General features: G+C 62.9%; 19 protein-coding genes and 1 pseudogene. 2 read left to right on the top strand and 18 right to left on the bottom strand.

Annotated features, from left to right (window positions below; all coding sequences use genetic code 11):
* Window positions 1-2 precede the first annotated feature (2 nt).
* Window positions 3-950: an NAD-dependent epimerase/dehydratase family protein gene (locus ABID19_RS15710; RefSeq protein ID WP_354491880.1), complete on the top strand. Its 948-nt coding sequence runs from the start codon at window positions 3-5 to the stop codon at window positions 948-950.
* Here the strand turns inward: ABID19_RS15710 and ABID19_RS15715 are convergent.
* The 3 genes from ABID19_RS15715 to ABID19_RS15725 form a co-directional block, all read right to left on the bottom strand.
* The gene (locus tag ABID19_RS15715) at window positions 938-1477 is read right to left on the bottom strand and encodes a sugar transferase (RefSeq protein ID WP_354492180.1); all 540 of its coding nucleotides are present in this window, start codon (window positions 1475-1477) and stop codon (window positions 938-940) included. The genes ABID19_RS15710 and ABID19_RS15715 overlap by 13 nt on opposite strands.
* Before the next feature lie 206 nt (window positions 1478-1683).
* Window positions 1684-3687 carry a nucleoside-diphosphate sugar epimerase/dehydratase gene (locus ABID19_RS15720; protein WP_354491882.1) on the bottom strand — a complete coding sequence of 668 codons (2004 nt, stop codon included), beginning with the start codon at window positions 3685-3687 and terminating at the stop codon, window positions 1684-1686.
* Window positions 3688-4014: 327 nt separating this feature from the next.
* Window positions 4015-4362, bottom strand: a complete 348-nt coding sequence (locus tag ABID19_RS15725) for a hypothetical protein (protein WP_354491883.1) — start codon at window positions 4360-4362, stop codon at window positions 4015-4017.
* A 101-nt stretch (window positions 4363-4463) separates the two neighbouring features.
* Between ABID19_RS15725 and ABID19_RS15730 the strand changes: the two genes are divergently transcribed.
* The gene (locus ABID19_RS15730) at window positions 4464-4928 is read left to right on the top strand and encodes a cupin domain-containing protein (RefSeq protein ID WP_354491885.1); all 465 of its coding nucleotides are present in this window, start codon (window positions 4464-4466) and stop codon (window positions 4926-4928) included.
* A 73-nt stretch (window positions 4929-5001) separates the two neighbouring features.
* Here the strand turns inward: ABID19_RS15730 and ABID19_RS15735 are convergent, their stop codons facing one another.
* The 15 genes and pseudogenes from ABID19_RS15735 to ABID19_RS15805 all read right to left on the bottom strand — a co-directional run bounded on the left by ABID19_RS15735 (window position 5002) and on the right by ABID19_RS15805 (window position 24765).
* A complete protein-coding gene (locus tag ABID19_RS15735; RefSeq protein ID WP_354491887.1) occupies window positions 5002-6348 on the bottom strand; it encodes an NAD(P)/FAD-dependent oxidoreductase in 1347 nt (448 codons plus the stop codon).
* Window positions 6349-6473: 125 nt separating this feature from the next.
* On the bottom strand, window positions 6474-7652 hold the full coding sequence (locus ABID19_RS15740; RefSeq protein WP_354491889.1) for an amidohydrolase: 1179 nt from the start codon (window positions 7650-7652) through the stop codon (window positions 6474-6476).
* A gap of 1 nt (window position 7653) precedes the next feature.
* Window positions 7654-7788 (bottom strand): annotated as a pseudogene (locus tag ABID19_RS15745) (ornithine cyclodeaminase); the annotation flags it as partial.
* Between the two features lie 168 nt (window positions 7789-7956).
* On the bottom strand, window positions 7957-9168 hold the full coding sequence (locus ABID19_RS15750) for a CaiB/BaiF CoA transferase family protein (RefSeq protein WP_354492181.1): 1212 nt from the start codon (window positions 9166-9168) through the stop codon (window positions 7957-7959).
* Between the two features lie 108 nt (window positions 9169-9276).
* Window positions 9277-11253, bottom strand: a complete 1977-nt coding sequence (locus ABID19_RS15755; RefSeq protein ID WP_354491891.1) for a 2Fe-2S iron-sulfur cluster-binding protein — start codon at window positions 11251-11253, stop codon at window positions 9277-9279.
* Window positions 11240-12385 carry an NAD(P)/FAD-dependent oxidoreductase gene (locus tag ABID19_RS15760; RefSeq protein WP_354491893.1) on the bottom strand — a complete coding sequence of 382 codons (1146 nt, stop codon included), beginning with the start codon at window positions 12383-12385 and terminating at the stop codon, window positions 11240-11242. The genes ABID19_RS15755 and ABID19_RS15760 overlap by 14 nt, the downstream gene beginning before the upstream one ends.
* An 11-nt stretch (window positions 12386-12396) precedes the next feature.
* Window positions 12397-14016 (bottom strand): FAD/NAD(P)-dependent oxidoreductase, encoded by a 1620-nt coding sequence (locus ABID19_RS15765; protein WP_354491895.1) that lies wholly within the window; start codon window positions 14014-14016, stop codon window positions 12397-12399.
* Between the two features lie 8 nt (window positions 14017-14024).
* Window positions 14025-14561 carry a sarcosine oxidase subunit gamma gene (locus ABID19_RS15770; RefSeq protein WP_354491897.1) on the bottom strand — a complete coding sequence of 179 codons (537 nt, stop codon included), beginning with the start codon at window positions 14559-14561 and terminating at the stop codon, window positions 14025-14027.
* Window positions 14554-17514, bottom strand: coding sequence for a sarcosine oxidase subunit alpha family protein (locus ABID19_RS15775; protein WP_354491899.1), 2961 nt, complete (start codon window positions 17512-17514; stop codon window positions 14554-14556). The genes ABID19_RS15770 and ABID19_RS15775 overlap by 8 nt, the downstream gene beginning before the upstream one ends.
* The gene (locus ABID19_RS15780) at window positions 17511-17783 is read right to left on the bottom strand and encodes a sarcosine oxidase subunit delta (RefSeq protein ID WP_354491901.1); all 273 of its coding nucleotides are present in this window, start codon (window positions 17781-17783) and stop codon (window positions 17511-17513) included. Before ABID19_RS15780 ends, ABID19_RS15775 begins: the two co-directional genes overlap by 4 nt.
* Window positions 17784-17791: 8 nt before the next feature.
* A complete protein-coding gene (locus ABID19_RS15785; protein WP_354492182.1) occupies window positions 17792-19042 on the bottom strand; it encodes a sarcosine oxidase subunit beta family protein in 1251 nt (416 codons plus the stop codon).
* A 147-nt stretch (window positions 19043-19189) separates the two neighbouring features.
* Entirely contained in the window at window positions 19190-21040 is a 1851-nt protein-coding gene (locus ABID19_RS15790) for an ABC transporter ATP-binding protein (RefSeq protein ID WP_354491903.1), read from the bottom strand.
* A gap of 194 nt (window positions 21041-21234) precedes the next feature.
* The gene (locus ABID19_RS15795; protein WP_354491905.1) at window positions 21235-22863 is read right to left on the bottom strand and encodes a peptide ABC transporter substrate-binding protein; all 1629 of its coding nucleotides are present in this window, start codon (window positions 22861-22863) and stop codon (window positions 21235-21237) included.
* Between the two features lie 35 nt (window positions 22864-22898).
* On the bottom strand, window positions 22899-23786 hold the full coding sequence (locus ABID19_RS15800; protein ID WP_354491907.1) for an ABC transporter permease: 888 nt from the start codon (window positions 23784-23786) through the stop codon (window positions 22899-22901).
* Window positions 23787-23799: 13 nt separating this feature from the next.
* Complete coding sequence (locus ABID19_RS15805; RefSeq protein ID WP_354491909.1) at window positions 23800-24765, bottom strand: ABC transporter permease; 966 nt, start codon at window positions 24763-24765, stop codon at window positions 23800-23802.
* Window positions 24766-25157 lie beyond the last annotated feature (392 nt).

Raw genomic sequence — 25157 nt, forward strand, 5'->3', positions numbered from 1 at the left:
CAATGAAAGTGTTGGTCACGGGCGCGACAGGGTTCATTGGGCGCCTTGTCGTGCAACACCTCCGCGATGCCCAGTTCAAGGTTCGGACCGCCACCCGGCATCCGGAAAAGCTCCGTTTGGGAAAAGACGCAGTCCTGCTGCCGAATTTCGATGCGCCTGCCGAGGCCTTTGTGACGATCATGAAAGACGTCACGCATGTCGTTCACTGCGCCGGGTTGAACAACGATCATGGCAATCCAAACGAAGCCGATTACCTGAAAGCCAATGCCGAATTGACCGAGCAGCTCGCGCGCGCCGCGGCTGCACAGGCCAGCGGACGCTTTATTTACCTGTCTTCGGTCCGGGCTGTGGTCGGCGCCGGCTTCAGCGGAACGACCGACGAAGAGACGACCCCTGCCCCGCAATGCGCCTATGGGCGTTCGAAACGCGAAGGCGAGATCAGGATCCTGGATGCCTATGCATCGTACGGCCGTTCCGATGCTGCAGTGCTGCGGCTGCCGCCGGTCTATGGATCTGGTATGAGAGGGAATCTGGCCGCACTGATGCGCCTGGCCGACACCGCCTTGCCGCTGCCCACAGCTGCCTTGGCGGGCGTCCGTTCGCTGATATCAGCCGAGGCGGCGGCACGGGCGATTTTGCACCTGCTGACCCATTCGAGCCCGCTTCGCCCCGTCTATGTCGCCAGCGATGTGCGGCCAATCCCGATTGTGGCGATCCTCGAAGCTTTTCGACAAGGCCTGGGGCGGCCGAAGCGCGTGGTTGCGGTACCAACCGGGCTGATACGGCCGGTCGTTTCGTTGCTGGGCAAACGCAAATCTTGGGACAACTTGACCGCAACGCAGATATGCGATCCGTCCCTGCTCATTTCGGAGGGCTGGCTGCCGGAAGCCGATACGATCGAGCGATTGACCGAAATAGCGCAGCTCAGCAAACTTGCTCAGGCCCGGTAGATCGTCCCGAGCATAATCCTGACATCAAGACCGAACGACGCCGCCTTGAGATAGGCGGCATCGGTTTCGGCACAGAGCATCGGATCGGACATGTCGATAGCCCGGATTTGCGCCAGACCGGTGATGCCCGGAAGCATGGACGACACGCCCAACTGCTTGCGACGCTCGATCAGCTCCATTTGCGTGGGCAAGCATGGACGTGGCCCGACCAGGCTCATCTCTCCCTTCAGGACATTCCAGAGCTGCGGCAATTCATCAAGCTTGTATCGCCGCAAGGCTTTTCCGACCACCGTAACGGCATTTGCCGGCGCCTCATGCGAGGGCAATGACGGCGTTCCCAGAACCATCGTTCTCAGCTTGTGGCAGCGAAAAAGCCCGCCATTTCGGCCGACCCTCGTCTGAGAAAAGATTGCAGGCCCGGGCGACGATAGCCGGATTGCCAAGATGGCAAGCAACAGGACCGGCGAGGTGATCAGCAACAACAGGGCCGCCATCACAAGGTCGAAGGTCCGCTTCGCGCCTTTCATGAACATGCATTAAACCCGGCTCGAGACGACTGACAGATAGAGCCCGAACGTTCCAAAAGCATCCAACGGAGAGCGGTCTCTAACCTGTCGGGCGCCAATATGGCCACTCGCTGATCTTGTTTGTTCGATCTTGATATCATCTGCAAATGCCTGGGAACGGCCTTGGGATTGTTCGCTTCATTCTGCCCTAACCGCCCAGTACCGGCCTAACTTGATTGTCCAACTGTTTTCGGACTTGTTTCCCAATGTGCGTCGCTCGGGGGTTTCTCTGCCTGATGGAGCCCTTCCAGCACGGCAAGGGCCGAGGCTTTGTCCTGGTTCTTCATCGCTGTTTGAAGCGCGGTAAGCGCGGTCTCGACCCTCGGCCAGCCGACGACATCCGTCCTGAGGCCAAAAATCTTGGAGGTGCTGAGCTTGACGATTTCCTCATTTTCGCCGTGGAGCGTTTCATGAAGCTTCTCGCCTGGCCTTATTCCAGTGAACCGGATTGGGATATCCGTGTAAGGGCTTTTTCCAGCCATGCGGATCATCGTCTCGGCGACTTCCAGTATGGCCACCGGTTTGCCCATGTCGAGCATGTAGACGGCATAATCCTCTCTGCCTTGTCGCTGCGCCGCATCGGCTGCCGACATGATAACGAGGTCGACGGCTTCCGCAACCGTCATGAAATAGCGCGTCATGCGCCGGTCGGTAATGGTGACAGGCCCTCCAGCCTCGATCTGTGCCTGGAATATGGTCGCCGCTGATCCGCTGCTGCCGAAAACGTTGCCGAACCGGACGGCAATGAACTTGGTGCCGGAATGAAGCCTGTCGGACTGATGCCCGTTTGGCTCGATCGCGTGCGTTTCGTGCAAGGCGCTCACAATCTGCTCGGCGGCTCGTTTTGTCATGCCAAGCACGGATGTCGGATCCACAGCCTTGTCACTCGAGACAAGCACGAACTGCGGAACCTCGCACTTGGCGGCAACCTCCGCACAAACAAGCGTTCCAAAAACGTTTGTCTGGATCGCAGCATCCCAGTTTTCCTCAAGCAGGGGGACGTGCTTGAGCGCGGCGGCATGAAAGATAATTCCCGGTTTGAATTCGCCGACGACGCGCGTCATTTGCCGCCGATCCGCCACATCGACTATGCGAACCTTGAGACGATCGTGATCCTTCTCGTCGATATATTGGCTCAACTGGAAAATTCCGAACTCGGAAAGATCGGCGACCAGAACCGCCTCGGCGCCCAGTTCAAGCGACCGTCTGACCAACGTTCGTCCGATGGAGCCGGCTCCGCCCGTCACCAGGACGCGCTTGCCACTGACAAAAGTGACGATACGCTCGATATCGGAAGGCACAGCCGGACGGCGCAGGATTGTTTCCATCTCGACGGCATCCAGAACCAGCTTTCCTCCTTGCCCGAGTTCAGAGAACCCCGAGAACTGCACAACGGCTATGTCACTATGCCGAGCGACACGAACCAGCTCTGAATACTCCTCGATCTCGTGCTCGGCCCCGTTGCCGAAAATCAGCAGGTCGAGATGTCCCGTGCCTTTTATGTATTCCTCCAGGACTTCGACCAAATGGGGCCGGATGGCCACCACCGGTACCCCTTGGATCTGAGTGCCCGACCGCGCCGCACCTTCCATCGCCATGATCCCGGCGATGGAATACTCTGCGGGCTCGGCCGTACGCGTGAAACGGATGATCACATCGGCCTCGGCCAGCCTGCCGACGAACAGCGCCTGCTTGGTCTGTGCCTTGTCGGTCCTGCGGTTCAGGATTCGCCAGCTCGCTCCGTCACGGAAAAATCGGTAGAAAAGCCGGGGTGCCGAAATGATGGTGAACGAGACGAGGAAGAAGACGATGAACTGGCGCTCGTTCAAGCCCGTCATGGGCTGAAAAGAACGAACCAGGAGCGAGGCGCCATAAAGAGTGACGGTCAAGATCGCGCAGCTCTTCAGGATGTTGAAGAAGTCGGGTGTCGAGGCGAAGCGCCACACTGTGCTATAGAGGCCGCAATATCTGAACAGCACATGGCTAAGAACGACGACGCTCGCCCAGAATGTCAGCCCCGTAGAGGAGAACGCCTCGAACGAAAGCTTCGACTGCGACAAAATCAGGCTAAGCGCCACCGCGACCAGGACCATGACAGCGTCCTGAATCATGATAAAGGCGCGCCGCATGTCCGGCCGAAGTCCGAATACGGCTTCCAAGTGTGAATTCATTGGGTAGTACTGTACTCCAGCCGCAAGGATTCGGATACTAAATGGCGCCAGATCGAACACGTCCGTCACCGACACCTGTTTAGGGTGCCAATCCTCAGCCCCGCCACCATGTACCCGCATAGCGTGGAGTTGGGCTCATCGCCAGATATTTTTGAGGCCGATGGGCCGACGGCCTATTGATTCCAAAATCCCGGTCCTGCGCCACCGATCGGCTTTGAACATGTGCGAATGCCATGGGTGCACGACGATCCGCTTTGCTGCTGTCAGTATCCGCTTGAGAAGCCCTGAGTCGCTCCGCAAGATCAGAGACCTTGCGATTTAGAGTTCTCATCTGCTCGTCGCTAATCCCATTTGAGATCGGAGATGATCGACTTCGGACCTTTGGCGCTCTGTTTCTGTGTTGGCCTGAATTAACGCGTCATTGGTTACGGACAATTCTTGGGCTAAACGTAAATTGGCAGCCTGCAAATCCTTGTTGACAACCTGTAAATTCTTGTTCACGCGAAAATATTCCACCACTCTGACGCCTAGGGTGGTTTCCTCGTACTTCAGAAGTGATTGATTCAAACTCTTCGAGATTCGCAACGCTGAAATATTGCAGTGATCGTATTTGCCGGACGCTCCTGTTGAGCATCGGTTCCCCCGGCGCGACAGGTCGTCGTCGGCGAACGGCATGCGTCAACGAAACGCCAATAATCACCTGCACGCTATCCCGAAACTCGCTGAACGGAGGTTCCGCCACCCTTCACCCGCACGATTTGTGGAAAGGAAACGCAATGAGTGACATCGACAGCAAAGAGTTCGTTCTTGCGGGCGTCGTCATGAAACGTCTGCTGTCCGGCGAACACACTGCAGGGCAGTTCTGCCTCTTCGAAAACAGAAGCGACGGAAGCACGAGGACGCCGATCCATGTCCACGCCAAGGACGACGAGACGGTTTACATCATCGAAGGCGAGTTGACCGCGGTGATCGACGGCCGGCCCCGACGCCTGACTGCAGGGGAGAGCGTCTTCCTGCCCCGCCACATTCCGCACCAGCTTATGAACATGAGCGGCAATCCTGTCAGATACATATTGATCGGAACCCCTGCCTTGTTCGACCGGTTTCTCGTGGAAGCCGGCCACGAACTTCAACCGGACGAAGTCGTGGCTCCCCCGACGCCCGAGGAGATCGAGCGTCTGCGCGAGGCGTCGCCGAGGTTCGGAATAACTTTGCTCCCGGATTGGCCGCCGCCGAGGTGACGCGGTCGTCCTGGGCATCAAGAACTCCGCTGATGCAAAGCAGGACATCCGCCCGGCGTCGATCGAGCCGGTACTACAAAGCGGGGCCCAGCCGGATCGGGCTGCCGTCGCTGAACCGCGACAGGCGAAACCTGTTGAGATCGTGTCCGATCTTGTTTCCCTGGATAAGGTCCGACACGACACGGCCCATACCCGGCCCGATGCCAAAGCCGTGGCCGCTCATCCCGGCCGCAATGACGAGGCCTGGAATCTCGGCGACGCGGTCGACGACGGGCACCACATCCGGCATCGCATCGATCATGCCCGCCCAGCTCGCCTTCAGCCGCACTTCCTTGAACTGAGGGAAGAGCTCCCTGAACCCGCGCTCGATCGAGCGGAGCCTGGAGCGCTCGGGTGCGGGATTCAGGATGCGCATCCGCTCGAACGGGCTTTCCTGGGTTGCGTCCCACTTGCGCGGCGTCGACCAGCCGTCCGGATATCCCTTAGGCGCCGCCGGGAGGTATCGCGTGCCCAAGGGATTTGCCCTCAAGGCGGGAAAGTACTTGACCGCGTGCCGGAATGCGTCCGGGCCGATATAGAGCTGGCTGGCGCCGCCCGACGCGAGCGTATAGCCGCCATCCTGCCGCCGCCGGAAGGCGATGTGTTCGTCGGCGGCGGCCCCCGCATAGATCTCGGGCATCGGCTCGGTCGCGGCGACGGTCGACCTGACGCTGAGCTGCGGGATCGAGATGCCGTGCGCGCGCAGGAAGAGCGATGTCCACGCGCCGCTGGCGACGAGAACGTTAGAGGTGGCAATGCGGCCCCTCTCGGTCCAGACGCCGCTGACCCGGCCGCCGGCGCGGTCGAGCATGCGCGCCGCGCAATTCTCGATGATCGCGACACCTTCCCTGCCGGCGAGGCGAGCGATCGCCGGCACGGCAACCCAAGGCTCTGCCCGCATGTCCGACGGAGTCGTCATCGCACCCTTGTAGCGCTGCGACATGGCGGGGATCAGGTCCGCGAGTTCCTTCGGCTCGAGGAGGCGTGTGTCGACATTATGTGCGCCGGCGATCTGCACGAAATCGGCAAAAGCGGCCATCTCCGTGTCGGTGCGCGCAAGGTATGTGATACCGGTCTGCCTCAGGCCGATATCCTCGCCGCACTCCTGGGCAAGCTGCCGCCAAAGGCGGCGCGCTTCGATCATGATCGGCAGTTCGTCGGCGTCGCGGCCCTGCTGCCGGATCCAGCCCCAGTTGCGCGATGACTGCTCGGCCGCGATGCGGCCCTTCTCAACAAGCGTGACCGAGACATTCCGTCGCGCCAGAAACAGCGCCGCCATCACGCCGATGATGCCTCCGCCGACGATTACGACGTCGGATGTCTTCGGCAGCACCGCCTGAAACTGCACCGGGGTGGCTTCGCTGAACGGGAAGGTTGTCAATGGCAGCCTGTCTTTCTCTTGGTCACACCGACACCTTGGTCACATCGACACCTTGGTCACATCGACACCTTATCCGCACAATTCTGCCGGCGACATCGGTCGGCAGAACATCGCAGATGATCCATTCAGCTGTTATCCAGACAGGCCGCCAGCGTCTCCGAGAAGATGCGGATACCCACCGGAATCAGTTCGTCGCGGAAGTCATATTCGGGAGTATGCACCCGTGGCCAGTCGGGGCCGGACCCGAGAAAGAGCATCGCGGCCTTTGCGCCGCTCAGCCCGAACTGCCCGAAATCCTCCGAACCGACCGACGGTAACTTCTGGTTGTGCCGCCCAATACCTGCTCGCTCCAATCCGTTGGCGAGGATAGCCGTCGCCTCGGGCTCGTTGATGGAAGCGGCGAAGACGTCGTCATATTCGTACGCGCAGAGGAGTCCGTGACGCTTCGCAGCAGTGCGGATCAGCCCCTCGACCCGCGCGACGAGGTTTTCCATGTCGTCGTCGTACACGGTCCGGAGCGTCGCCATGATCTTCGCTTCGCCCGGAGCAACGCCGAAGGATTCCGCGCCCATCGAAGCATGCGTAACGGTGACCATCGAGAATCCCGGACCTAGAGGCTTGCCGCTGCCGCAGGCCTGCAGTGCCGGCATCAGTTCCGAGATAGCCATCATCGGCGAGCGGCCATCGGCCGGGCGCGAGGCATGCGCAGTGCTGCCGGTCAGCCGGATGCGGATGCCCCGCGAGGCACAGTTCGCAGGCCCAGCGCCGAGCTGCGCGAAGCCGAATTCCACCTCCGGTGCGTTGTGCAGCGAGAATGCCCAGTCCGGCTTGATCTCGGCATAGCGCGGATCGGCGACCACGGCGACCGCACCCGCGCCGTTCTCCTCGGCGGGCTGGAACATCAGGATCACCCGCCCGCTGGTCGGGCGTGCCCGCGACAGGATGCGGCCGAGACCCAGCAGGATGGTGGAGTGACCGTCATGTCCGCACAGATGCGCCTTTCCCGGCACGGTCGACCGGTGTTCGATCTTGCCAAGCTCCTGAATGGGCAGGGCGTCCAGCTCGGAGCGGAAGAGGATCGTCGGCCCCGGCGCACCGCTGTCGTAAATCGCCGCGACGCCGTGGCCGCCCAGTTCGGTCAAGACCTTATCGGGGTTTGTCGGCGCCAGCATCTCCAAGACGCGACGCGCAGTCTCCCGCTCTTCACCCGAGAGCTCGGGAGTGCGGTGAAGTTCGTGGCGAAAGGCCGTTAGCTCGCGAAGGTCGTCTTCGGTCGGGAGAGGGAAGAACAGTCGGTTGGTCATGTCAGGCAGCCGCTCGCAAAAGCATCCCGTAGAGATCACGGGGTTCCTCTGGATCTGCCAGCAGATCCAGGGAGGTGTAAAGCGTGGTCGCCTTGACCCCCACGCTGTCAAACAGCGTCAACTGGCGCTCGTTCTTCGGGTGACCATTCACGTAATTGAACCGGTAGGTCATTCCGTCGCTCGTTGGCATCAACTGAAGGGATCCTGGCGGACTGAGAGGCATCTTTCGTTCTCCTGTTTCAAGGTCGGGACAGGCCTGGGCACTTGGTTTCATATGGTGGTTGGCGTCGCTGCATCCACTTCCTCAATCGAGCGTCGCGGTGGCCGCGGCGACAACGCCGCGATCGAGGAGGCTCGAAATCCGGTCGGGCGGCACACCGAGTTCCCTCAACACTTCGACCGTATGCTCGCCCAGCATCGGCGCGAAACGGGTGATCTCGACCGGAGTTGCCGACATTTGCACCGGGTTGGCCATGGCGATGGTCCTGCCCTCGGTCGGATGGTCTACCGTGTTGAAGAAGCCCACATCAGCCAGATGCGGATCGCGCAAGACAGTCTCAAACGTATGCATCTCCATGACCGGCACGTCAGCCTCGTCCAGCAGGTCGATCCATTCCCCGGAGGTGCGGGTCTTGAAGATGTCGGCAAGCCAGCCGTAAACGAATGAAACGTTCCTGATCCGAGCGTCGAAGCTGGCGAAGCGGCTGTCGGCGTCCATCAGGTCATCCTGGCCAATGGCCTTGAGGAAGCGCCGCCAGTGATCGTCGGTGTAGACCAGCGCGCAAACATGGCCGTCGGCAGTAGGCAGAGGCCGGCGGTCGCGGGCAAGCTGGCGGGCATAACCACCATGATCGAGTGGCGGATCGAAAGTCAGCCCACCAAGATGGTCGCTCAGGATGAAGCTGACCATCGTCTCGAACATCGGTACGTCGACCCGCTGGCCGACGCCGGAGCGATTGCGCTCGATGATGGCGGCGAGGATACCGCTCAGCGCCGCCAGCCCGACGACGCGATCGGCAATCGCCGTCGGGACGTAGCGCGGCTCCTCCGATCCTGAGAGCATGAACAGGTGCGAAAGCGTTGCGCCACCCTGGATCAGATCGTCATAGGCGGGGCGCGCCGCATAGCGGCCCTGCTGCCCGTAGCCGTAGAGCCCGGCGTAGATCAGGCGCGGATTGACGGTTCGAACGTCTTCCCACGACAGACCGAGGCGCTTCATCGCGGCAGGACGAACATTGTAGACCATGACGTCCGCGCCGCGGCACAGCTCCAGCAGCAGTTCCCGCCCTTCGGCGGCCTTCAGGTTCAGGACAACCGATCGTTTCGACCGGTTCGCATTGAGGAACAGCGGCCCCATCGTCGGCGAACGCGACGGCCCGACATTGCGCATCAGATCGCCGGCGGGGGGCTCGATCTTGATGACGTCGGCGCCGAAATCGCCCATGTACTGGGTCGCATATGGCCCCATCAGCACCGACGTCAGGTCGACGACTTTTATGCCTGCAAGCGGTCCTATCGCGACCTCCTATGTGTGATTTTCGATCTCATGCTGCGGGCCTGCGGCTGCCGCCATGTCCCGATGGGTTGCCGGCGCAGCACCAAACCGCTCTTTGCGTCGCCATGATCAGCATTCGAGCACCACATCTCCGTGGGGAACGGCCTGACACAGCAGGACCTGGTCATACGCCAGCAGCGGCACTTCGCCGGCTGGATAATCGGCTATCCCGCTGACGATGCGCTGCACACAGGATTGGCAGTCGCCCACCCGGCACGAATATGGGATATCGACGCCGTTTTGGAGGGCGAGGTCGAGCAATGATCCCTCGCGCGGCGTCCAGATTGCGGTCTTGCCCGATTTCGCGAATGTGACCTTGCTGTCGCTGAGGGTCTGCGTGCCGGACAGATCGAGCAGGCCGCCTTCCGCTGCGGCAAAGGCCTCGAACCGGATGCTGTCGGGCGCTGCGCCAAGTGCGACAAGCCCGTCGCTCAGCGATGTCATGAAGGCTTGGGGACCGCAGATATAGAAATCCACGTCCCGGACCGGCACAAGGCCGACGAGCGCCGCAGCATCGATGCGGCCAACGAGATCGCATTCGTCTCCCTCTTGCGGACGGGAGTAGCACGAGACCAGATGGATCCGGTCATTGTTCGCGCGCCTGACGATGCTTTGCGCCTCCTCCGCGAACAGGTGATGGGCGCCGTCTCGGGCGGCATGGATGAACCACACCTCACGACCATCATCCTCTCGCGCCAGATGCTCCAGCATGGGGAGAAGAGGCGTGATGCCCACGCCCGCGCTGACAAGGACGATCGGACGGCCCGGAGGGCTCGACAGAACGAACCTGCCGGCGGGAATGCCGACCAGCAAATCAGTCCCCGGCTCGACCTTCTCATGCAGCAGGTCCGAAATGCCTCCGGCACCGATGCGTCGCACCGTGATGCGCAGGCTTTGCCCGTCCGGCCGGCGGGAAACGGAATAGGATCTTTGCCTCATGGCACCCGTGCCGTCGGGCAACGATACAGCGACATACTGCCCAGGCTCGACAGGACCGATCGGCGCATTGTCTCGCGGCCTCAGAACGAAGGATGCGACGTCGTGGCTTTCGCGACGCCGTTCCACGCAGATGAAGCGACGCTTCCCCGACCAGTAGCTCCGCCGGTCCCGTTGCCAGACCCGGGAGCGCGAAAATGCAGCAGAACAGTGAAAGAAGACCTCGCGCGGTACGATCTTCACCGCGCGCGTCTCCTCTTCGAACCGTCCGTTGATGCGAAGCAGCTCGTTCCGCCCCGGCGTCACAGTCAGGAGCGCGCACTCGCCCTCGTCGCCGGTCGTGACTTCGGGCGGCAGCCGCAGGCGGTAGGCGTGACGGTTGTCGAAGGGGATGACCGACAGCGGCGCCTCCGCCGTCAGGCCGATGGCAATTTCGCCATTCTCACCCTCATGCGCCACGACGATGAAATTTGCTTTGTCAATAAAATCCAGCCCACCGGGGCCGGTAATATCACATACCTTCTTCTGCACGCCCTCGCTGGGTGTGCCATAGACGTTGCGCACGCCTGCATTTGCCAGCAGGCGTTCCTCTTCCGCGTTCTTCAAAACCGGCCCGAAGCCCGCCGCAGCCTGGGCCCGCTTGTCGGCGCTCACGACCGCGCCGAGGTCCAGCGGGGGCTTACGCCGATCCGGGTCCAGCCAGAAGTCGGCGCGCGCGAATGCGGCGGTGTCGACGAACTCGACGGTTTCAGGGGTCAGGATCAGCACGCTGATCGGCGGATTCTCGTCGGCGGGAAAGCACGCCAGATCCTCCGCCAGGAACGACACTTCGACGGAGGCCGTGACGCGCAGATATCGGTTGCTGCCGCGGTTGAGCACGATCAGCGCGACACGCGGATTGCTCAGCAGATTGCCGATCGTATCGAGTCTGCGGTTGCCGCTGTAGTCGGGCAGCAGCAGCGTGCCCTGTTCGGTCACCCGCAGGACGCATGGCTGCCCGCCCCGTGGCGAGACATCCATCGCTCCTTCCCGATTGCGGGAGGCGATGAACAGAAGCGTCGCATTCTCGATGAACAGTCGCTTCTCTATGTTCATGTCAGGATGTTCCATGCCAACCCTGCAGCTCTCGCCAGTTCGGCTCCAGCTCGGCGAAGCGCGCCAACCTGAACGATGAGATATCCGTGAAACTGCAGGCTCCGTCGACGACCAGGTCGCGGATCGCCCGGCCGCTCGCCGGCGACAGGCCGAAGCCGACGCTCGACATCGTGGCGACCACGACGTTTTCCTGCGAGGAGAGCCTATCGATCACGGGCCGCCCATCCGGCGTGTTCTCGATCACCCCCGCCCAGGACCGGATAATGCGGGCGTGGGCGGCCTTGGGCAGCATTTCGAGGAGACGGCGGCCGATATGCCCCATCAGCGGGGTCGACGGCTTGTCCGGAGCGCCTTCCCAGGGAATCTCCAGCCATTCATGCGGCCCGCCGCCATAGGCAAGATTGCCGCGCAATGTCTGGCGGCCGTAGAGACCGTTTCCGTCAACGCCGCCATAGGCCATCAACGGGAGCGGCTCGGTGACGATCATCTCGGCCCGCGCGCTCGCCATCGGTACCTCCTGGCCGAGCATGGCCGAAAAACGTCCAGTATGCGGTCCGGCCGCGATCACGAGTTGGTCGCAGCCGATCAGGCCGCGCTCGGTCTCGACGCCGGTCACCCGGCCGCCCTCGGTGTGGAACCCGGTCACGGCGCATTGCTGTATCAGCCGCCCGCCATGATCCTGCATCGCCCAGGCGTAGGCCTGGACCGTACGGTGCGGGTTGGCATGCCCGCCGAAGTGATAGAAGTAGCCGCCGGCCATGTTGTCGCCGGTAAGCGGAACGATCTCGCGGAGCTGTTTCAGTTCGAGAAGCTCGCATCTGAACCCCTGCCTTTCCGAGGTGGCGATGCCGCGGCCGTAGAGCGTCAGCTGCTCTTCGCTCGAGGCGATCCGGATGCGGTTCGGTGCGAATTCCGTGGGGTAGCCGAGAAGTTCGTCCATGATCGGCCAAAGACGCTGTTCTTCGAGAAACAACGGTGATTGGCTATGCGTGCAGCCGCCCCCGTTTCGGCCGGACGCCTCCCAGCCGATAATGCCCTTTTCGATGACGAGCACATCGACGCCGCTCTGCGCCAGCCACCAGCCGGTGCTCAGTCCCGTTACGCCGCCGCCGACGATGACGACCGAAGCTCCCTTGATATCGTTCATTGGCGCGTCGTTCATTCGCTGGCCGCCGTGCCGGTCGCGTCGTTGGTCGCGACCGTGTAGAGCGCAGGAATGTCCCAGAAAGGCCGCCACTGGGCGTGAATGCCGAACCAGACGTCCCAGTGCTCGGCTTGATCCTCCGGAATCTGGCTGGCGATCGCGAGTGGCAGCGGGCGAACTGGCGCGCGATATCCGGCAAGTGGGATCGTCGACAGCGGCATCGCGGCCTTAAGCGCCAGTAGTACGGCGACCTGCTCGCGGCAGCGCCGCCCTTGGCATGGACCCATGCCGGCACGGGTCAGCCGCTTGACCTGGTCGGGATTGGGAGGCCCTTCGCCAAGCAGCGCCGAGAGCGAGCGGTCGTTGCGTCGCTCCGCCTGCCACTCGAGATAGCGCGGCGGGCGGACTTCGAGGAGTTCGCGGGCGGTGACGTCCTCGCATTGGCAGACGTGGAACTCGGCGCGCGCTTCGATGACGCTGGCGCGCACCCAGCCCAGCCGATAGGCCGAGAGATCATAGGTCGGCCGATCCGGCAGCACGTTCTCGGGCGCAGCGCTGCCGTCGCCGAGGCCGAGTTCGGCCACGATCGCTGCGACGGCGCGCCTGCCTTCGATCTCGGCGATGCCCCTGTCACGCGATTTGGCCGGCCAGATGCCGGCACAATCGCCAACGGCGAAAACGTTGCGCACGCTGGTACGCTGGTCGGCATCGACGACCGGCGCATAGCCGCTACGTTCCGGCTGGAAGGCGATCCGGCATCCGAGCGCGTCGAGCAGATCGACCACAGGCGTGACGCCGACCGCGAGCATGATCCCGTCGCAGGCAAGGCGGCGCTCCTCGCCGACGGAACGGCCTGCAGCATCGACGGCAGAAACCAGCACGGCCTCGACCGTATCGCGACCCAGCGCCTCGCGCACTATGTGGCCGGTCAGGAACGCACAGCCGTCGGCGCGCAGCGCCGATACCATATCCGAGGGGCCAAGCGGCTCGGCCGCCTGCTCGACCATGGCGACGACCTTGATGCCGGCGCTTCGCAACGCCGAAGCGGCAGTCAGGGCTTCCGCCGAGGTTCCAAGCATCACGACGCTGCGGGGCGCCAATGCGCCGTGCTTCGCAAGCGCGACCGCTGCGGTAGCGCCCATCACGCCCGGCTTTTCCCAGCCCGGGAAGCCAAGCCCCATGTCGCGCCGCCCGGCGGCGACGATCACTTGCTCGGCGCCGATCATCCAGCCGCGGTCATCGTCAGTCAGGCCGGCGACGGTGCCCGGCAGCCAGTGCACGGCCGATCCGTTTCCATAGAGACCCCAGCAGGCGGTGCCGAGCCGCACATCGACGCCCGCCTCGAAGGCGGTCTCGATCAGCGGTTCGGAGGCGACGAGCGCCTCCATCATCGCATTGCGGTTGCGAGCGGCGCCGGACATGCCCTGCCCGTAATGCAGCGGCACCTCGTCGCCCATCGTCTTGAAAGAGACCGGGTTTTCGTCGACCAGAACGACGGAGAGGCCGCGCCGGGCGGCTTCGATGGCGGCGGCAAGGCCAGCAGGTCCCGCGCCGATGACAAGAAGCTGGGTATGCTCCTCGACATGCAGTTGCTTGCCTGCAACGGACTTTCTGTCGATCTTTGGCTGAACCATTGCGCGCCTCATGGTCTGCTTGGAACTACGACGTATTCCGCCGCCATCTTTTCGAGGTCGTGCCACAGGCTCTCGGCGAAACTGCGCAGCGGCATGAGCTCGAAGCGGTCGGCGGATGTACGGCTGATATGGGCCGAGATGTGGCCGATCAGCGTGGTCGTCGCGTGACCGATCTCGAACTGGGATAGGTCGACGCCCGTCCCCTTGGCGAGCACCGCCTTTACGGCGTCTCCCTCGACAGCAATGCGAACGCGGCCGTGGTTCTGCTCGACGACGGTGAAGCCATCAGGGAGGCCCGAGGTCAGTTCGGCAAGCACGTCGCGTGTCGTCGTTTCGTCGCCGACGAGGTACCATTGGCCGGGGCCATTGGCGCGCAGGGAAAGCCCGGCGCGCGCGGCAGCATGTGCGAGAGACCCGGCATGCGCGGCAGGGCCAAAGACCTGCAGGACCGTGCCTTCCGGCAGCGGCGTGAGTTGTATGCGTTCCGACCGAAGCGGCGTCGCGGAGCTCAGAACGACGCGGTGGATCAGTTCGAAATCAGACATGCAACCGCTCGTTGTTAGGATCGAAGAAGACGGGATCGCAGAGCCTCCCGCGTGTCGTCTCGTTGCGCAGCCCGTTCCAGACAATGACTTCCTCGCCGTGCCGCTCGGGTCCGCGGATTATCAGGGCGAGACCGATCGTCGACTTGAGGTGCGGCGAGTAGGCGACCGAGGTGACGTAGCCCTGGTCGTTCTCCAGCGTCGCGGCCGCCTCCTTCGACAGGACGTGCGATCCAGCCATGAACGACGCCGACGGATCAATCGGCATGACGCCGGTCAGGCGCGGACGGTCCGGATCGGACAGGCCCTCGCGCGCCAGCATCGCCTTGCCGATGAAGTCGGTCTTGGTCGCGGACACCATCTTGCCGAGGCCGAGGTCCGCCGGCACGACGGTGCCGTTGATCTCGGCATGCGTGACGAAGCCCTTTTCAAGGCGCAGCACGCCCAGCGCCTCGACGCCGTAGGCGCAGATGCCGTGGCTCTCGCCGGCCTTCATCAATGCGTCCGCGACGCTTTCGCCATAGCCGGCCGGTACGGCCAGTTCATAGGCCCGTTCGCCGGAAAACGAGATGCGGAACAGCATTGCCCTTAGCCGGCTATTGAACAGCGACACTTCACGCGCCGCCAGCAATCCCATGGCGTGGTCCGAGATATCGTCGTCGACGATCTCCTGCAGGATTGCGCGCGATTTCGGTCCGGCGAGCGACATCTGCGCCCACTGGTCCGTGACCGAGGCGAGCTTCACGTCGAGCTCAGGCCAGTGCGCCTGGGCGCAGAATTCCAGGTGGTCCATGACGCCGGCCGCGTAGGCCGTGGTCGTCGTCAGGAAATAGCGGTTCTCTGACAGGCGGCTGGTCGTGCCGTCGTCGTAGATCATGCCGTCTTCGCGCAGCATCAGGCCGTAGCGCGCCTTGCCGACTGGCAGTTTTGCGAAGCCGTTGGAATAGACGCGGTCGATGAAGGTGGCCGCGTCCTTGCCGGTGATTTCGATCTTGCCGAGCATCGAGACGTCGCAGAGGCCGGCATTGGCGCGGACGTTCAGCACTTCGCGATCAACGCTCTGGCGCCAGGTGGTCTCGCCTTGGCGCGGAAACCACGAGGAACGATACCACAGGCCGGTCTCGATGAAGACCGCGCCGTTCCTCTCCGCCCAGCCATGCAGGGGCGACTTGCGCACGGGCTGAAAGCGCTTGCCTGTCGAGGCACCGGTCAGGGCGCCGAAGGAGACCGGCGTGTAGAATGGCCGGAACGTCGTCATGCCGACCTCGGCCGGCGAGACGCCCCGCGCTTCGGCAAGCAGCCCGATCGCGTTGACGTTGGAGAGTTTTCCCTGATCCGTGGCCATGCCGGTCGTGGTGTAGCGCTTGGCGAGTTCCACCTCGCCAAAACCTTCCTGTGCAGCGAGCCTCAGGTCGGCGCTGTGGACGTCGTTCTGGTAGTCGACGAACGCCTTGCCCTTCACGCCGGGGATCGACCAGACCGGCCGTTCCGGACGCGCGGCGATGTCGCCCGAAACGGACGTTGGCGACGCTATGGCTTTCACGCCCAGTTCCCCCGCCAGCGCAACCGTTTGGGCCGAGCCTTGCGACAGGCAGTCCGCAATGCTGGTTGCACCCGTCACCGAGCCGGCCAACGCGATCCCCTTCAGATCCTGCGGGGCAAGGAAGCCGAAATGTTCGTCGGACCAGATGGGCCGCCCGCCGCGGTGGCAGGCAAGGTGGATGATCGGGCTGAAGCCGCCGGCCATGGCCAGCGCGTCGATGCCGATCGTCTCGGCGCCGCCGGATCCGGTGACCGTGACGGAGGAGAGCGACTTGCCGCCCGTTGCGTCCGTCACATGGGCGCCGCGAATGACCCGCGCTGGGCCTTCATAGGGGACGTCCGAACTCGGCCGGCTGTCGATGATCGCGGCAAGGCCCACACCGGCGCGGTCGAGATCGCGGGCCAGCGCGTAGCCGCTGTCGTTGGCCGTGAAGATCGCCACGCGGCGGCCCGGCGCAACACCGAAGCGATTAAGGTAGGTCCGCATGGCGCCGGCCAGCATCACGCCTGGAATATCGTTGCCTCCGAACAACAGTGGCCGCTCCTCGGCGCCCGTCGCGAGGATCGCGTGCCTGGCGGCGATGCGCCAGAAGCGCTCGACCGGACGGTTGGCGGCTGGAGCCGCGATATGTTTCTGGACACGCTCCACTGCGCCGAAGACATTGCTGTCGTACCAGCCGATGACGGTCGTGCGTGAAAGAAGCTTGACGTTTGGCAGGCTGCGCAATTCCTCGACGCAGCGCGCCGCGAATTCGAGCGCCGTCACGCCATCGACGGTCGCGGTTTCGGAGAGGAGCGCGCCACCGAACCCCGGGTGTTCCTCGGCAAGGATGACCCGTAGCCCGGCGCGCCCCGCGGTCAACGCGGCGGCAAGTCCCGCTGGTCCCGATCCGACGACAAGCAGGTCGCAATGGGCCCATGATTTCTCGTAGCTATCCGGGTCTGACTCGTAGGTTGCGCGGCCGAGGCCGGCCGCCCGGCGGATCAGCGGCTCGTAGAGCTTCTCCCAGAAGGCAGCCGGCCACATGAACGTCTTGTAGTAGAAACCGGCGCCGAGGAATGGCGAGAACAATCCGTTCAGCGAGCCAAGGTCGAAGTCGAGCGACGGCCAACGGTTCTGGCTGCGCGCTTCCAGGCCGGCATAGAGCTCCTGCATCGTGGCGCGGGTGTTGGGGTCCGTGCGGCCGGCGCGGCCGATCGTCATCAGTGCGTTCGGCTCCGCCGCGCCCGCCGTCAGGATGCCGCGCGGCCGGTGGTACTTGAAGCTGCGTCCCACGAGACGCCGGCCGCTCGCCAGGAGCGCCGAGGCAAGCGTATCGCCTGCATGCCCGGAATAGCTTCGGCCGTCGAAGGTGAAGGGCAGAGAGACCGAGCGATCGATGAGACCGCCTTTCGGCAGGCGATAGGAGGTCATGCTGTCACCGCCGGCTTTCCGGCCACATCCCGGCAGGCTGCGATCTCATGGCTCGCGGTGTCGCGCGTCACCACCAGCCAGCGTCGGCAGCCTGAGCTGTGATGCCAGTATTCGTCATAGCGGCCGCGCGGATTGTCGCGCAGGAACACATAGTCGAACCATGTCGCATACGGCGCATCGGCAGCTGGACGCGAAAGCGCGGCGCCCTTGATCGTGAATTCTTCTTTCGGACGCACGCCACAATGGGGGCAGGAGACTAGACTTGCCATTGAAAACTCTAATGCAGGTTGGGCTGGGCGCCTAAGCCCCGTTCGTCGATCGCGTATCCGCGTTCAAACCGGTCGAGGCGCATCTGCGCGGTGGTCGCGTGGGGCTCACCCCGCGCCAGGAGATGCGCGAAGCAATAGCCGGAGGCAGGCGTCGCCTTGAAGCCGCCGTAGCACCAGCCGGCGTTGAGGTAGAGATTGTCTATATGGGTGCGATCGATGATCGGCGACCCGTCCATCGACATGTCCATGATGCCGCCCCAGCTGCGCAGCACGCGGACCCGCGACAATGCAGGTATGAGCGCGACGCCCGCCTCGGCGACATGCTCGACAGTCGCCAGATTGCCGCGCTGCGCATAGGAGTTGTAGCCGTCGATGTCGCCGCCGAAGACGAGGCCACCCTTGTCCGATTGCGATACGTAAAAATGACCCGCGCCGAAGATCACCACGCAGTCGATGAAGGGTTTCAGTCCCTCCGACACGAAGGCCTGCAGGACATGGCTCTCGATCGGCAGTCTCAGGTCGGCCATTGCGGCCACGCGCGAGGAGTTGCCGGCCGCTGCCAGCGCCAGCTTGTTGCAGCCGATGAAGCCCCTGCTGGTCTCGACGCCGACGACGCGGCCGTTCTCGCGGCGGATGCCGGTCACCTCGCAATGCTGGATGATGTCGACGCCGCGCGCATCGGCGGCCCGCGCATAGCCCCAGGCGACCGCGTCGTGGCGCACGGTGCCGCCGCGCCGTTGCAGCAGTCCGCCCTGTACCGGAAAGCGGGCATTGTCGAAGTCGAGGAACGGCAGCATCGACTTCACCTGGTCGCGGTCGAGCAGTTCGGCGTCGACGCCGTGCAGCCGCATCGCGTTGCCGCGGCGCATATAGGCCGCGAACTGGCTGTCGTTGTGGCAGATATTGATGACACCACGCTGCGACACCATCGCATTGTAGTTGAGGTCTTGCTCCAGCCCTTCCCAGAGCTTCAGGGACAGTTCGTAGAACGGATTGTTGCCGGGCAGCAGGTAGTTCGAGCGGATGATGGTCGTATTGCGGCCGACATTGCCAGAACCGATATAGCCCTTCTCCAGCACAGCGACATTGGTGATGCCGTGCTCCTTGGCAAGGTAGTGCGCGGTCGCGAGGCCATGTCCACCGCCGCCGACGATGATGATGTCGTAATGCGGTTTGGGTTCCGGGAAACGCCAGGCGGAGGTCCAGCCCGTGTTCTTGCGCAGGCCGTTCAGGAAAATCGAGAAGGCGGAATAACGCATCACACTCATTTCGTATTCGTGTCGTGTCGGTCGGGGAGCATGTGTCGTGCCGTTCGCGCCAACCCAACGTGACGCAATCGGCGGCCTGCCCGCGAGGCGTCGGCACGTGCATTTGAGGTCATGGCTGGACGTCCTTCTCCACGACCATCAAACATGATCGCCCGGCCGGGTTTGGGCACGATCCGGCCATGCCTCGATCATCACCAAGTGATCCGGTGACACCTGGCGATAGCTGCGCACGGGAGGCACGTAGTCGGCCGCGCGGATCGGGCTGCGAATCTCGTCATTGGCGACGATGCGTTTGATCAGGCGGCGAGCCGGATCCGGCACGGGAACGGCTTCAAGCAGCCGCCTGGTGTAGGGATGTTGCGGGTTGCCGAAGATTGCGGCGCGCGGGCCGATTTCCACGATCTCGCCCAGATACATCACCGCCACGCGATGGCTGACGCGTTCGACCACGGCCATGTCATGGGAAATGAACAGATAGGCGAGACCCATCTGTGCCTGGAGTTCCAGCATCAGGTTGATCACTTGCGCCTTGACGGAGACATCGAGCGCCGAAACCGCCTCGTCGGCGACAATGAGACTGGGCGCGACCGCCAGTGCGCGCGCGATGCAGACCCGTTGCCGCTGGCCGCCGGAGAATTCGTGCGGGAAGCGTCCCGCCATTTCCGGTTCGAGGCCGACCTGCTTCAACAGGTGCCGGACCCGCTCTCCTGCCTCCGAGCGACTGGCCAGGCCATTGATGGCCAAGGGCTGTGCGATCGATGCCCCCACCGTCATGCGCGGGTTGAGGCTGGCGAACGGATCCTGGAAAACCATCTGCATGTGCCGGCGCTGTTCGCGCAACTCCGACGGCCGAAGCTCCAATATCTCCTTCCCTTGCAGCCTGATCGATCCGGACAGCGGCTGCGTGAGACGAAGAACGGAGCGACCGGTCGTCGACTTGCCGCAACCGGATTCTCCAACCAGCGCCAGCGTCTCCCCGGTCTGGAGGTGGAACGAGACGTTCTCGACGGCATGCACCCGCGCCCGGACCTTGCCGAGGACGCCCGAGCGAATCTCAAACCGCGTGGTGAGGCCGGATACTTCCAAAAGAGGCTGTTTATTCCGGCTGACGGTGTTGGGCGTCTCGGAAGGCTGGTCCGAGAGACCGGTCGCGCGGTCGACAACGGGAAAACGCAGCGGTTTTGAGAAAGCGGTCATCGATCCTAGCCGGGGCACCGCGGCAAGGAGCGAGCGCGTGTAGGGATGATCCGCGTTCCGGAAGATCGCCTCCGTGGTGCCCTTCTCGACCACCTGACCGTCATACATGACGACTGTGCGGTCCGCGATTTCCGCGACCACGCCCATGTCATGGGTGATGAACAGGACGGACATGCCTTCCTCGTCCTGGAGCTCCTTTATGAGCTCCAGGATCTGGGCCTGGATCGTGACATCGAGCGCCGTGGTCGGCTCATCCGCGATGAGCAGCTTCGGCCGGCACGCGAGCGCCATGGCGATCATGACGCGTTGGCGCATGCCGCCCGAGAACTGATGCGGATATTCGTGAAACCGCGATCGGGCGGCGGGAATGCGCACCCGTTCCAAAAGCCGCAGCGCTTCGGCATGCGCCTCGCTTCCCGAGAGCTTGCGATGGGATGTCAGGGCCTCCGACACCTGGGCGCCGATGGTGTGCACCGGGTTCAGGCTGGTCATCGGCTCCTGGAAGATCATGGCGACTTCATTGCCACGGATCCCGCGCAAAGCCCGCTCCGGCAGCGTCAGCAATTCGGTGCCATTGAGCTTGACACTGCCTTCGACGCGGCTCGATCCCGCCGGCGTCAGCCCCATCACCGAAAGCGCGGTGACGCTCTTGCCCGATCCCGACTCCCCGACCAGCGCGACCGTGTCTCTCGCGGCCACGTCGAACGAAACGTCTCGCACGACAGTCCGCCATCCGGCATCGGTGCGAAAGGAAACGGAGAGCTTCTCGACTGAGAGGATCGGTTGACCCATGACTTTCCTTTTTTCCGCAAGAGCGGATCCTTGAGCGACTGTCGGGCCCAAGGTCATGGCTGTCCCAGCATCCATCGACAGCACCTCTCACGATCTCGAAACATATGTGGCCCGGCGTAGCGACGTCGAAGGATCGACCCTTGAGCGAACGAAGTTGCCGGCGCCCTTGCGGGCGCCGGCAGCCGCACGGCCGATCAGGCCCACGACCACTCGTGAACGTTCCAGGCGGCATCGGTGACATACTGGTTGACCTTGACGCCCTGCAGCGCCTTCACGGTCATGTTGCCCTGGACCACCCCGAACTGCGGCGCGAAGGGCACTTCCTCGAGCAGGATCTCCTGGATCTTGCCGTACGTCGCCTTCCGCTCCTCGACGTTTTCCTGCTCGGCGCCGAGGTCGAGAAGCTCGTCGACCTTCGGATTCTTGTAGAGTGTGTAGTTGGCGCCGTTGCCGATCGCCTTGGAGTGGCAGCGGGCGGAGTAGTCCGGATCCATGCCGACCGTCGGCTCCCATGCCACCAGCAGCGTGTCGTACTGCGACTTCGTCGTGTAGTCGCCCCAGACCACCGAGCCCGGCATGTTCTTGATCTCCATGTCGACGCCGATCTGCTTCCAGTTCTGCTGGAACAGCTGCTGGCTCGCCTGGCGCGAGGGGACACCGGCAGTCGTGGAACAGGTGAACTTCATCTTCACACCGTCCTTCTCGCGGATGCCGTCGTTGCCGGCCCGCCAGCCGGCCTCGTCCAGCATCTTGGCCGCAAGTTCCGGGTTTGCCGTCTCTTCCTTCAGGGCGCTGTTATAGGCCCAGTGCGATGGATGCAGGTAGGACAGCGTACGGGGCGTGCTGCCGAAGTTGATGTCGTCGATCGACTTCTGCATTTCGAGTGCGATGTAGAGCGCCTTGCGGACTTTTGGATCGGTGAACTGCGGCTTCTCGGTGTTGAAGTAGATGAACTGCACATAGGGCTGCGGGTTGAGCAGGAAGGTGCGATCCTGCAGCGCCTTGGCCTCTTCCCACCGGTCGTAGGGAATCCCCATCAGCCCGAAATAGTCGATCTCGCCGGTCTTCATCTGCCCGTACGCGACCAACTGATCGGGAACGAACTTGTGGATGAACTGCTTAATCTTCGGCGCACCGCGGTGGTAGTTCGGGTTGGCCTCGTAGACCATGTGGCTGCCGGCCGTGCGGGACTTGAGAGTATAGGCGCCGGTGCCGATTGGCTGCGAGTTGAAGCCCGAGGTGTTGATGTCGGCTTCGCCGGACAGGAGATGATGCGGCACGATGTGCATCGCCTGCCATGCCCAATAGAATGGGACGTAGGCTTTCTTGAGCACGATCTCGACCGTGTGGTCGTCGATCACCTTCAGTGAGTCGATCAGGTCGAAACCGCTGCGCATGCGCGCCGCGACCTTCGGATTGACGATTGTCTGAAAGGTGAACTCGACGTCCTTCGCCGTAAAGGGCTGGCCATCGCTCCAGGCGACGCCCTGCTTCAGGCTGATCTTCCAGGTCTTGCCGTCGGCCGAGATGTCGCCGTTCTCGCGCGTCGGCAGCCGGGCGGCGAGGTTGGGGATGAACGCGCCCTTGTCGTCGACGTCCCACAGCGCGTCGAATACCAGCGCTTCGGGAATAGTATCCGTGCCGCCATTGGCGTAGAGTAGCGGATTGAACTGCACCGGCTCCTGCGTCGTGGCGAAGATGACCCGGTCGGGATTGGACTGTGCGATTGCGGGCCGATAGAGCCCGCTGACCGGCAGGATGAGGCCGGAGGCGGCGGCTCCCTTGATCAGCGTGCGGCGATTCAAAGTAAGTTTAGTCGACATTTCTTGTTCTCCCTCTTTTGTAAACGATGGTGGATTTACGCGTCTAACTTCAACCTGGCATCGAATGCGTCTCGCAGGCCGTCACCGAGAAAATTGAAGCCCATCACGGTGAGTGTGATCAGGATGCCAGGCAGAATTGCCAAGAACGGAACGGTGTCGAAGTAACCCTGGGCGTTGGTCAGCATGTTCCCCCAGCTCGCCATGGGCGGCTGCACGCCATAGCCAAGAAAGCTGATGTAGGATTCCATCAGCACCGCGGTCGCCACCTTGAGGGTGGCAGCAACCAGGACCGGCGCCAGGATGTTCGGCAGAAGCTCGACGACCATGATGCGCCAATTCGAGGCGCCAAATCCGCGCGACGCCTGGACGAAGTCCATCTCCTTGATCGACGAGACCTGCGCTCGAACAATCCGTGACACCTCCATCCATGAGGTCAGCCCGATGATCAGCGAGATCGACAGGATGGTGGGGGGCACGAAAGCCGCGATGACCAAGAGCAGAAAAACCTGCGGAAAGCATAAGAGCGTGTCGACGAACCGCATCAGCAGATTGTCGACGACGCCGCCGTAGAAGCCGGCCGCCAGACCGACGAGAGTGCCGGTGATCATCGTCGTGAGCATCGCTACGATGCCGACGATAAGCGACACCTGCCCGCCATAGAGAAGCCGGCTCAACGTGTCCCGGCCAAGATCGTCCGTCCCCAGCGGATATTCCCACGAAGCCAGGGGAGGAAGGAAACGTCGCGAGGTCTCGATTTCCAGAGGATCGTGAGGGGCGAGGAACTGCGCGAAAATCGCCGACAGACAAAGCAGGAAAACCACGACCGCGCCGAAAACGGCCATACGGTGGCTCAGGAACCGGTGCAGGATCATCCGCCGGTAAGAGCGGTTGATCTGGGGCGAAGCAATCGTCACGTCCGTCATCCTACCCTCCCCGTCACGACAGTTTCACGCGGGGGTCGATAAGGGCGATGGCGATGTCCGCGAGCAGGTTCGCCGCAATGACAAGCAAGGCCGTGAACATGACCATGCCCATCAGGATCGAGTGCTCTTTCATGTTGAGCGCATCGACAAAGAGCCGCCCCATTCCCGGCCAGCCGAAGATGGTCTCCGCAACGAGCGCGCCCGAGAACAGGGTCGGCAGCTGGACGCCGAGAAGGGCCACCAGTGGAATGACGGCGTTGGGGAAGGCATGCCGCGCGAGCACACGGCCAGAGCTGAGCCCTTTTGATCTCGCCGTGCGGATATAGTCCTGCTGGATGACGTCAAGAAAGCTCGATCGCGCGTAGCGGCTCCAGGTCGCGACCAGCACGAGAGTCAGCACCATCAACGGCAGGATCAGATGGCGAAGAAGGTCCAGCACATTGCCTTCCTCGCCCAGTGAGTACATGCCCCCAGACGGCAGCCAACGCAGTTCGATGGCGAAGACGTAGATCGCCATCAGCCCGAACCAGAACGTCGGGAAGGACAGCGCCAGCATCGCCCCGGTCGTTGCCAGATAGTCGAAGAAGGAATAGCGCCGGACCGCACCAAGCACGCCGAGAAGCGTGCCGATGATCATGGCCAGCGCCAGAGAGGTGCCCATGAGCAGAAACGTCGCTGGGAGGCGTTCCAGAATGACGTCGAGCACCGGGCGGCCGCCAAACAGGGTGTAGCCCCAGGATCCGGTCAGCATGGATTTCGCCCAGCCGAGATACTGAACGTAGAGGGGTTGGTCGAGGCCGAGCGCCACGCGAAGGCGCTCGATGTCCGCTGCCGTGATCGAGGGGTTCAGCGTATAGACCGCCAGCGGCCCGCCCGGCGCCATATGCATGATGCCGAAGCCGATGATCGAAACCCCGATGACCAAGGGGATCGAATGCAGGATTCGCCGCGCGACATAGCCGAGTAGATCTCCACGCATTGTCATGCTCCTTCAACTGGCTGGCATGCCGCTTCCGCTCTGGAGTCGCCGAATGCTGCCAGCAGCGGCTCATTTCGGAGGGTCGCGCACCGAACCGGGAAGTCCAGTTGGCAAACCAATTCGATTATCCGGCGTAGCGAATGCATGGCTTCCTGCGGTATAGGTTCATCTGGTGAACCTCTTGCTTGTCTCTGGCGTAATTATCGGTGCCGGCGCTATACCGGATCAGTCTTCCACTGGTTTGGCGCCCTGTCCATCTAGAATCTGTTGCAATAAGTGCGATTCAGTGCGAAAAAAGAACATAGGTTCATCTAGTGAACCACAAGCGAGCCAGTGCCTTCTGGGTTGCGGTCCAACTGCGCGTATCGCCTGTCGCCCGCACCGAAGCGGGC

Source organism: Mesorhizobium robiniae (genome assembly GCF_040545535.1).
GTDB lineage: Bacteria > Pseudomonadota > Alphaproteobacteria > Rhizobiales > Rhizobiaceae > Mesorhizobium > Mesorhizobium robiniae.